We start from the raw sequence: 10,206 nt of genomic DNA, 5'->3' as shown, positions 1-10,206 counted from the left end.
TCGTTCTTGGTATAGCGAGAAACCCACTCGGCGGTGCTGATCTGGTCCTCGGGCAGCCCGGAGTCGTTGCGGGCGGCTCCGATGCCGGCGACCAGTTTTGCGCCCTGACGGGTGAGCTTGCTCAGCAGGAACCCCCACCCGCCGCCCGTCACGTCGACGTTCTTGCCGCCGATCCGGTACAGCAGCGCCGGTTTGGGTTCGCGAATCTCGAACGGAGCGCCCACCTCCGCACAGGTCTGCTGCGTGATACCGCCGACCTCAATCACGATCGCGCCGGTGTTGACTTTGAACCCGTCGATGTCGTCGGTGGACGCACGTCCACCGACCTTGTCGAGGCGCTCCACCACGAGCGTGCGATATCCGTGGTTGGCCAGCCGGGCGGCGGTGAACAGGCCGCCCGCGCCGGCGCCGATGACAACTGCGTCGAATTGTGTTGCTTGCATAGAGTTTCCCTTCGAACAGGTGAGGTCCTAGTAAGAGCGCGGCAGGCCCAGCGAGGTTTGGGCGATGAAGTTCAGCACCATTTCGCGGCTCACGGGCGCGGTGCGCATCAGCCGGGTGACGAACCAGAGTTCCGCGAGGCCGTATTCGTGGGACAGGCCGTTACCGCCGTGGGTCTGAATGGCTTGATCGAGTGCCTTCAACGCCGCTTCGGAGGCCGCGTACTTGGCGATGTTGGCCGCCTCGCCCGCCGGCTCACCGGCGTCGAACAGCTCGGCGCTGCGCGCGGTCGCCATCCGCCCCAGTTCGATGGCGACGTGGCAGTCGGCCAAGGGGTGCGCGACGCCCTGGTGCGCACCGATCGGCGTCGACCACACGCGCCGCTGCCTCGCGTAGTCGACGGCCTTCCCGATCGCGTAGCGCCCGATCCCGCTGGACAACGCGCCGACCAGGATGCGTTCCGGGTTCAGCCCGTCGAAAACCTGCCGCAGGCCGTCGCCGGCGGTTCCGATGAGTGCGTCCTCGCCGACCGCGACGTCGTCGAGGTACACCGTGAACTGCTTGTCCGGCGACACGATCGACGTGTCAATAGGGGCGAAGGTCAATCCGGGAGTGGCGGTCGGGACGGCGAACAGGGACAGCCGGCTGCGTTCCGCGCTCGAATGTTCGGCGTCGCGGGTCACCAGCAGTATCGCGTCGGCCTGGTCAACCGCCGAGATGTAGTACTTGGAGCCAGAAATCGTCCAGCCGGTGTCGGTGCGCCGCGCGGTGGTTTTGACGTTGTGGCTGTTGGAGCCGGCGTCGGGTTCGGTCAAGCCGAATGCCATCTTCTTACTTCCGTCCGCGATCGGCGGAAGCCATCGACGCTTCATTTCTTCCGACGCGTGACGCGCCAGGATGCTGCCGCAGATGGCCGGCGAAATGACCCAGATCAGCAACGGCATCCCATGCGCGGCAAGCTCTTCCACGACGACGACGGCTTCGGCCATCCCTCCGCCGCCGCCCCCGTAGTCCTCGGGCAGGTGCAGGCCGAGCAGACCAGCAGCGCCGAGATCCTGCCACAACTCGTCGATCCCGCCGCCCGAGCGCCCCCGCTCCAGGAAGTACTCGGGTCCGTATCGCTTGGCGATGCCGGCGACACTTTCCCGAATCGCCTTGTGCTCGGGAGAATCGCTGATCAGTCCCATGTCATTACCTTCCGGTGAAGCGGGGCGCGCGCTTGGATTTGAACGCCGAAAGCGCTTCTGCGGCATCGGCGGTATCGCCGGTGGCCTTCAGCGCCTCGGTTTCCGACTGCAGTTGGGTCGCGAGGTCGCTGTGCCATGAATCGCGCAGCAATGCGCGCATGCGGGCAAACGCGGGGGTTGGCCCGTGCGCCAGGTCGGTGGCCAGCGCCAGCGCCCGCGGCCGCAGCTCTGCGGCGGGCACGATCTCGTTGATCATCCCCAACTCCAAAGCCTCGGTTGCCTCGATGGGCCTGTTCCGCAGGTACGCCTCGGCGGCGCGGCGCGCCCCGATCAGCCGCGGTAGGTGCCAGGTGCCGCCGCCGTCGCCCGAAAGGCCCAGCGCGGCAAACGCTGTGACGAACTTGGTGCCCTCGGCGGCCAGCACCAGGTCGGCCGCGTAGACGAAGCCAAGGCCGCCGCCGGCGACGGCACCGTGGGCGGCGGTGACGATCGGCGCGTCGATCCGGTTGAGCACGCGAAAGGCTTCATGGAATGGCGTGACCATGCCCTGTAGCACCTCGCCCAATGGCGTTGACGCGTCGGACAGAAAAGAATCGATGTCGCCGCCGACGGACAAGGACGGCCCGTCGCCGCAGATGAGGACGGCGCGCACGCACCGATCGTCGGCGATCCGGCGAGCCACGACGAGCGACTCCTCCGCCATCCGCGGATCGATGGCGTTGCGGGCATCGGGCCGGCTCAGGCAAACGATCGCGACGCCATCGGCGACGCGGTAGTCGATCGTTTCCAACCGGCCCTGCTCGTCAAGCGCTTCGATCCATGCGGCGCTGTCCGTCAGCTGATCCAGCGACGTGAGGCGGCTGTCGTCGGCGAAGCCGATCACATGGTGGAACGCCGCGTCGAGCTCCTTGCCCGACCGGCGGGCTGTCCCGCGATACCGGCCGACGACGAGCAGGCGGCCGTCGTCCAGGGTGTGGAATTCGTCGGGATAAGCCTGGACGTCATAGTGGCGCCCGAGCTGCCACCACAGCTCGCGTCGCATCGCGTCCGGCCCGACGTGCTCGCCACCCACGCCGAGCGGCAGGCCCACAGTGGCATGGCCGACGAAATCGGGATGCAGCAGCTTTCCGAGCGTTTCCCGGTCACCAGCGGCCAACGCGCGGTAAAGGTCCCGAACGGCGGCGACCTGCACGTCGCGGGTCGCTGCGTCGACGTCGACCACAACACGCCCCTCTCATCCGATGACCAACACAACTGAGCAGGCATTTAATTTTGATTCGATACAGATCTCAGCAGCTGAATACCGGTTCCTCCGGCACGCTAGCATATTTTTCTACTGTGCGTTAAATTCAGTCAGGCACCGCAAGTGACAACCGGATAGCGGGAGGAATCGTGACAACGACGACGCAACGCGCTGCGCTGCCGAGTGCGCAGAACACGAGCAGCGACTACATGACCCTTCGCCTCGGCTTATGGTCTGTCTGCGTTTACGCCGGCCTGGGTCTGCTCGGCTTCGCGGTGTTCGCGGGCTTTTGGCCGCCCCCTGGGCAAGATCTCGACGCGTCGGCGATCGCGCGGTACTTCCACACTCGCCACACCGGCATCCAGGTGGGGATGGTGCTGATGGTCGTCGGCGCGCCTTGCTACTACACGTGGAGCGCCGCCATCTCCAAGATCATCGGCCGCATGGAAGGCCCCATGGGCATCCTGTCGACGACCGAACTCCTCGGCGGACTGATGACGGGTGTCGTCACCGCCGTGCCGGCGGTGGTGTGGCAGACCGCTGCGTTCCGAGCCGAAGCCCGCTCGGCGGAGACCGTACAGACGTTGTACGACCTCGGATGGCTGTTCTTCGACCTCACGTTTGTGTTCTCGCTGCTGCAGAGCGTGGCACTCGGCATCGCCATCCTGATCGACCGCCGCACGCAGCCCCTCTTTCCGCGCTGGGTCGGCTATGTGTGCTTCTTGACCGCGGCACTCTACGTTCCGCTCAGCCTGGTTCCATTTGTCCGAACCGGCCCATTCGCCTGGCATGGACTGCTCAACTTCTGGGCGGTCTTCGTCATGTTCTTCGTGCTCATCGTCATCGTGACGCCCTACGCCTTCCGCGCGCTGCACCGCCTCGAGGTTGACGAACAGGCCTAGCCAAGCCAAAGAATTCACGACTCGAACTCGAAAGCGGCTGATGCTGCGGTTTCCCGGATCAGCCCGGCAGCAAGTAAGTCGGCAGATGCGCCATCGATGAGCCGACGATGCCGAGCCAGTTGAAGGGCAAGTGGTAGATCAATATCGTTGCCGCACAGCAGAACCCGATTGCCGCTAGCGTGCGGACGCCGGGCTGAAACGCCGGACGCCAGCGTTCGAAGCCCCGCTCCACCGGCGACAGCCCGTCCGGGGACTGAACGGCCTGCAGCCGCATCCACGTGTAAAGCAGGCCCAGCGCGGCCACCAGGAACGACTCGTAGAGCGGGAACTGGAATTGGCTTCCCGCCCAGAGCGTCAGTGGCCCGTAGGTCCGGGCGTAGGCATAGCCGTGCGTCCATCGGATTGCCAGATTCTCCACCACGAAGTCGAACGCGAACTCCCCGACAAAGACGATCGCCAGCAACGACACATTGGAGAGTCGCGGCCAACGGGATCGTAAGGCGAAGTACGCCGGACACCCCACGATGGCCACGCCGGCGCAGAAATACACGTACATCGGCGGGCCCCACAGCAGCGACTCCGCGTAGCGCGACGAGGCCGCCGGATTGTGGAAGGGCAGGAACGCCGTCCAGACGCCCATGTTGACGTTGTGCGCGTTCCACGCGAACAGATACGTGTAGCAGTTCAGGAAGGCGTCGGCGACGAAAGCCGCCATCCCGCCGAGAACGAACTTGCCGTCCAGGCTCAACGCGCCGGTCCGGCGCCATGGCCTGATCACACAGGACCAGACCAGGAACACCAGCAATGCGACGCTGATCCCCTCAAAGACCCTCAGCGCAACAAGATTCCACGCCGGCATCCGGTCGGGCCCGAGCAGCGGCGCCGGCCCGAAATCACTGGAAGTGATCCATCGCGCCAGCGCCTGGGCGGCGATTACCAGCCAGACGACGGCGATTACGGCCCAAACGGTTACCCCTCCCGAGCGGGACGGCTCTGTTGCAGTGACGGCCCGCTGAGCGGCGCTTCGATGGAGCGTCGATTCGGACACCGCGGCCATCACCTCCCAAACTTTGAATAAAGATTAAACACCCTGATCTTCGAGGCCCGCAATCATGTCGGGCCGTAATCAACTCATCGGTCGGCACGACGCCCCGCCAGACCCACCACGCCATGCTGCACCGCCACGGGGCTCGCCGGGGCGCTCCCGAACGCCGCCGCCACCAGCGATGGCGGACAGCGTGGTCCGCTGCGTCTAACGATCGTTTACACTCACGCAGCGATTCTGGTTTGCTCTGCCGGTGTCGAACGTCACATCAGTACGCATCTGACGACGCAGGAAGGCTTATATCGTGCGTTTTCGCGGCGAAAAGTGCTCGTAAGAGTCATGCAGGCCGGGTTCTCCCAAGGTGCGTGAAGCTACAATTATTATCTCACCGATGATGTAAGTGGTCGTTTACATATGGACGCTTCGGCGCTAACATCGCCCATATCGCAGCCCTTGCGTAGGCGCAGTTGCTAAGAGATGAGGACCAGGGAGCAGAACATGAGCTACTCCATCCCCGACACGGTGACCACCAAGGGGCCGTTCCAACCGATGCGGTTCGAGGCCACGGTCGAGGAGTGCATCGTCACCCATGGCGAGATTCCCAAGGACCTCTCCGGCGGCATCTATCGCACCGGACCGTGCTGGAAGCGCCCGACCAAGCAGGGGACGACACCGTTGCTGGCGATGGACGGCATGGTGCAGGGCCTGGTCTTCGAGAACGGCCGGGCCGATTTCCGCAACCGCTGGGTGCGCACGCCGAAGTACGTCTTGGAAGAGAAATATGGCCGCGGCATGTTCGACTACTCCGACGGCGGGTTCGGCGACTACCGCGACTACGGCTACGGCGAGGTGGTGCGCACCACCGAGAACGCGCACACGCCGCAGGGCACCGCGAGCATCAACATTTTCCCGTTCGCCGGCGAGTTGATCGTCTCCGGCGAGTTGGGGGCTCCACCCCAGGTCATCGATCCGATCACGTTGGAGACCAAGGGCATCGTGGACTGGGCGCCGGCGTTGTCCAGGGGCCCGCACGAGCCGGTGTGCTTCGGGGATGGCACGTTCTGCGCTCATCCGAAGTGGGACGAGGCCACCGGCATCCTCTACGGCTGGTCATACAGCGACACCGCACCCTATGTGTCGATGAAATATGTGCACCCCGACGGCACCGTGGAATCGCGTGACCTGTGGGACGCCCCCTATAACACTGTGGCACACGATATTTGGCTGACGCCCGAATGGGTTGTCATGCCGTTCCAGCCGTTCATCATCGACCTGAAGCGCAATAGCAAGGGGTACGCCGTCTTCGGCTGGGAGCCCGAGCTGCCCATCACCATCGCACTGATCCCCAGGCACAACTTGCAGGGCGAGATCCGGTGGATCCAAACCGATCTGCCGGCCCAATATGTCATGCACACCATGACGGCCAACGTCAAGGGCGACCAGCTCATCCTCGACGCACCGATCTTCAACACACCGCCGTTCCCGATGGAGCAGGAGTTCAACGAAGGCGATCAAGCCGCGCTGTTCTTCAGCAACGCCGCCAGCTACTTGGGACGGTGGACCGTCAACCTCACGACCGGCGACACCAAAGCCGAGCAGCTTTCGGAGCTACCGTCCGAGATATGCAAGGTCGACCAGCGCTTCTACGGCAAAGGTCACCGCTACGGCTTCCAGATCGGCGGCCAGCCAAAGAAACGCGGCATGCGTATGGACAGCCTCATTCGCAACGATGTGGACAAGGTGAGCGAACAGGTCTACCAGATCCGCGGCCAAGGCGAACTGGCCGCGGTGCTCGAGGCCTCATTCGCGCCGCGAACGACGAGCGCCCCCGAGGGCGACGGCTACATCATCGTGCCCGTGTCGTGGTGGGGTGAGCACCGCGGTGAGTTCCAGATCTTCGACACCGACGACATCACCGCCGGCCCGATCTGCAAGATCGAGCTTCCGTTCCACATGGGCTGGACGCCCCATGGCCATTGGATGGACTTCCGCTAAGAGCCACTCAACGCCAGTCCACCCGAGGTAAGAGCACCGACTGATCGGCCGGTGTCACGATTCCCGGCGGGCAACGACATACCTCAGGAATCGAATTCACCGCGCGCGCAGCCGTCGCCATCAACCCGCCCATGATTGCCAAATCCTGTGGTCCCCTCGGCTTTGCCAACGGGCCCCGGAAAGACTCGTTGCGCGTCCGCGTCGCCCACTGCACCTGCATGTCGGGCTCGCCGGTGATCGCCAGACGGTAGCCACCCTCGCCGGGCGCCGGATCCCAGTGTTCCGGGTACTCGCCCAACCAGTAGCAGCCGGCCTGCGTGATCCGGCGCTTGCCCCCGACGCAACCATCGAGATTGAACCGGATCGCCGACACCGTTCCAGCCTTCAGGCTGAACAACGGCGCCTGCACGTCGCGAGCGGAAAGAGCGAACTCCTGATCCCACCGCACCTCGTCGAACTCGACGCCAAACCATCGCGCGGTCAAATGCAACGCGGGGCCGAAGAGGTACTCGAAAAGCGGTCGCAGATCGTGAGATTCGGCCTGCTCGGGGGTCAGTCCGTAACCGAAGTAACCGAAAACTTCCGGATCCTCATAGGTCTCGAAGTTATACATCTCGCACAGGTAGGTCGACTCGATGCGCTGGCACATACTGGCAAGGGCCGCGAGCACCGTCTGGCTGCCACTGGCGTTGATTCCGGTCGGGTAATACGACGTGCCTCCCTGCCGGCACGCCGTCTCGAGCCGGTCAACCAGGCCGGGCCCGTGCAGCTGCGGAAAATTCATCGACGCCTGGACGCCCACGACGTTCTTGCCCGTCGCGAGCATCGCAGCGATGTCGTCAACCAGCTCGGCCGGCTGACGGCGCAGATCCGTCGCGGTGTACACGACGCAGTCGGCATCGATCGCCAGCGCCTCTTCGGCGTCGGGCGTCGCCATGACCCCAGTGTCGCCATAACCGCAGAACTCACCGGCATCCGTCCCGCCCTTGTCCTTGCTGTGCACCCACAGCCCGACCAGCTCCAAATCGGGGTGGTCGATGATGCCCTTCAACGTCTGCTTCCCGACGAGACCTGGTGCCCATTGGATGACCCGAACTTTCTGCGGCATCACGCTCTCCTCCGACGACTCTAAGTAACGGTGTTGCTCTACCGTAGAGCAACATCGTTACTTATGTCCAGGTACAATGTGCACATGTCCACCGAGGCAACGGGTTAGAGTCCGGCATGGCAACGTCCCGTCGCGCCGCACGGCGCAGCACCGAGGAAGTCCGCACGTTGATCCTGACTGCCGCAAACGAGCTCTTCGCCGACCGCGGTTACGCCCAGACTTCGATGCGCGACATCGCATCCCGGGCGGGGCTCAGTCTCTCGGTGCTCTACCGGCAATTCGCCAACAAGGACGACCTGTTTGCCGCTACTCTGCTCGCGCCGTTTCTCGCCTCGTTCGAAGAGTTTGCGTCGGCGTGGAGCAGCCAGGTCGACGAACCGTGGGAGGACGCGCGGCTAGTCGGTGAATTCGTCCGCGATCTTTACGCCAATCTCGTCAAATATCGGCACCTCCTCATAACGCTGCTGGCGGCCGATCAAGACTCGGGAAGCGAACTGTTGAAAAAGGCCCAACAAGGGCTGGCGGACAGCCTGCGCGACCTGCGCTCGATGGCCGAGCATGAGGCCGGTCGGCGCGGCTGGCTTCCCGCCGAATCCGTCGCGGACGGCAACACTTTGACTATCGCCATGATCGGCGGCCTGGTTCTGCTGCAGCCATTACTCGCCGGCACGTCGGATGAGGACGAGGACACGATCGTCGATGCGGCAACGCGGATGGCGCTTTACGGTATGCGCCTCGGGCCGCGCTGACCGGGACCTCCGATAGCCATTAAGTAACACTGTTCCTTGACGTAAGTAACGCCGTTGCTTAGTGTGAACGTCGACCGTACTCGGCAGGCAGGAGAACGTCATGAGCATTACGACCAACGCACTGCAGGTGCCGGCATTCGGGACCCGGCGCGCGGTATTAGAAAACCCTCGGGATAAGAAGCCGATCAAGGCGTGGGCCGTCCTCGGCGGGCTGTGGCTCGTCTTCTACCTGTATCTCTTCGTGAAGTGGGTATCGGGCCCGGATACCGAGCGGGTTCCGCAGGGACCCACGCAGCTCCCCGGGTGGATGTCGACGCTCTTCCACATCTACCTGCCGATCGGCGTCGCAGTGACGATCGGCGTCCTCTATGTCGTCGTCATCCGTCCGCGCATCCGCGAAAAGCGGATGACCACCGACGGGCTATTGCTGCTGTCGTTCGTGCTCTTGTGGTTCCAGGACCCGTTCATCAACTTCTATCAGCCGACGTTCACGTATAACTCCGCGATGTTCAACGCCGGCTCGTGGATTGCCTACGTCCCGGGCTGGCAGTCGATCGCGGCGGGGACACCGGGTCACATGTTCCAGGAACCGTTGTTCTTTATCCTGCCGGCCTACCTGTACATGCTCTTTCCGATCGCGCTGGCGTGCACATGGGTGATGCGTCGGACGAAAGAGCGCTTCCCGAATATCGGTGTGCTGGGCCTCATCTCGGTCTCAATGGTGTTCGGCTTCGTACTCGACCTCGTCTGTGAAGGCGCCTGGGTGCACTTAGGTTTTTACAACTACTGGGCGACGGTGCCTCAACTAACGGTGTTCTCCGGCCACTGGTACCAGTTCCCGCTTTATGAATCGTTGCTCACGGCGGCCTGGTGGACCGGTTTCGCCTGCCTCCGGTACTTCAAAGATGACAAGGGCAACACCGTCGTTGAACGAGGCGTCGATGAGATCCGGGCAAGTGCTGGGATCAAGACCCTGTTGCGGTTCCTGGCGATCTTGGGTGCCGGCAGCACGATCTACATGGTCACCTACAACATTCCCTATCAGGTGTTCAACCTGCAGGCGCACTCGTGGCCTCGCGAGGTGCAGGAGCGCTCGTATTTCACCAACGGGATATGCGGACCAGACACCGATCAGGCCTGCCCGTCGAAGGACTTGCCACTCTCGCGTCGTGACGCGGTGCATTTCGACCCGCATGGGAAGGTCGTGGTGCCACCGGGCATCCCCGCCCCCGCGTCGGACACCGCTACGCAGTTCTCCACTGGTGGCGGAAAGTGACTGCCGAAGGCTTCGTCTCGGTCGGTGCCGTCAAAGATGTTGTGCGGCCCAGGGATCTAGGCGCTGGTCAGCTCGGGAAGCCGGCGATCAACAGAAGCATGCAGATGGCATGCGTCTGGGCAGGACCGGTCATGGTGGTGGGATGGGTGGCCAGCTTCGTTCTGCTCGCACGCTTCATTCCGCCGCCGGCTCCCGGCAACTCCCCCGAACAGGTCGTCGACATGTATCAGCACCACACGGACTTGATTCGGCTGGGATTG

9 protein-coding genes are annotated in these 10,206 nt (G+C 63.7%); 4 read left to right on the top strand and 5 right to left on the bottom strand.

Going from position 1 to position 10,206, the window contains the following annotated elements; genetic code table 11:
• The 3 genes from A5712_RS18645 to A5712_RS18635 all read right to left on the bottom strand — a co-directional run.
• A partial coding sequence (locus A5712_RS18645; RefSeq protein ID WP_156766630.1) for an NAD(P)-binding protein occupies nt 1–443 on the bottom strand: 443 nt, incomplete at its 3' end.
• Between the two features lie 27 nt (nt 444–470).
• On the bottom strand, nt 471–1,628 hold the full coding sequence (locus A5712_RS18640; protein WP_068107947.1) for an acyl-CoA dehydrogenase family protein: 1,158 nt from the start codon (nt 1,626–1,628) through the stop codon (nt 471–473).
• 4 nt (nt 1,629–1,632) lie between these two features.
• On the bottom strand, nt 1,633–2,850 hold the full coding sequence (locus A5712_RS18635) for an enoyl-CoA hydratase-related protein (RefSeq protein ID WP_068107945.1): 1,218 nt from the start codon (nt 2,848–2,850) through the stop codon (nt 1,633–1,635).
• 170 nt (nt 2,851–3,020) lie between these two features.
• Here A5712_RS18635 and A5712_RS18630 point away from each other — a divergent pair, with 170 nt between their 5' ends.
• Nucleotides 3,021–3,773 carry a hypothetical protein gene (locus A5712_RS18630; RefSeq protein ID WP_156766629.1) on the top strand — a complete coding sequence of 251 codons (753 nt, stop codon included), beginning with the start codon at nt 3,021–3,023 and terminating at the stop codon, nt 3,771–3,773.
• Nucleotides 3,774–3,831: 58 nt separating this feature from the next.
• On the opposite strand, the gene A5712_RS18625 is transcribed toward A5712_RS18630, so the two are convergent.
• Nucleotides 3,832–4,821 (bottom strand): spirocyclase AveC family protein, encoded by a 990-nt coding sequence (locus tag A5712_RS18625; RefSeq protein WP_231982159.1) that lies wholly within the window; start codon nt 4,819–4,821, stop codon nt 3,832–3,834.
• Nucleotides 4,822–5,316: 495 nt separating this feature from the next.
• On the opposite strand from A5712_RS18625, the gene A5712_RS18620 reads away from it, so the two are divergent.
• Nucleotides 5,317–6,813 (top strand): carotenoid oxygenase family protein, encoded by a 1,497-nt coding sequence (locus A5712_RS18620; RefSeq protein WP_068107938.1) that lies wholly within the window; start codon nt 5,317–5,319, stop codon nt 6,811–6,813.
• 7 nt (nt 6,814–6,820) lie between these two features.
• On the opposite strand, the gene A5712_RS18615 is transcribed toward A5712_RS18620, so the two are convergent.
• Nucleotides 6,821–7,921, bottom strand: coding sequence for a hypothetical protein (locus A5712_RS18615; protein WP_068107937.1), 1,101 nt, complete (start codon nt 7,919–7,921; stop codon nt 6,821–6,823).
• Nucleotides 7,922–8,037: 116 nt separating this feature from the next.
• Here A5712_RS18615 and A5712_RS18610 point away from each other — a divergent pair, with 116 nt between their 5' ends.
• Nucleotides 8,038–8,670 carry a TetR/AcrR family transcriptional regulator gene (locus A5712_RS18610; RefSeq protein ID WP_068107935.1) on the top strand — a complete coding sequence of 211 codons (633 nt, stop codon included), beginning with the start codon at nt 8,038–8,040 and terminating at the stop codon, nt 8,668–8,670.
• Between the two features lie 100 nt (nt 8,671–8,770).
• Nucleotides 8,771–9,946, top strand: a complete 1,176-nt coding sequence (locus A5712_RS18605; RefSeq protein ID WP_068107933.1) for a spirocyclase AveC family protein — start codon at nt 8,771–8,773, stop codon at nt 9,944–9,946.
• Nucleotides 9,947–10,206 lie beyond the last annotated feature (260 nt).

Origin of the sequence: Mycobacterium sp. E2327 (genome assembly GCF_001672675.1) — a bacterium.
Taxonomy (GTDB): domain Bacteria; phylum Actinomycetota; class Actinomycetes; order Mycobacteriales; family Mycobacteriaceae; genus Mycobacterium.
This window is presented reverse-complemented; position numbering and strand designations above follow the sequence as displayed.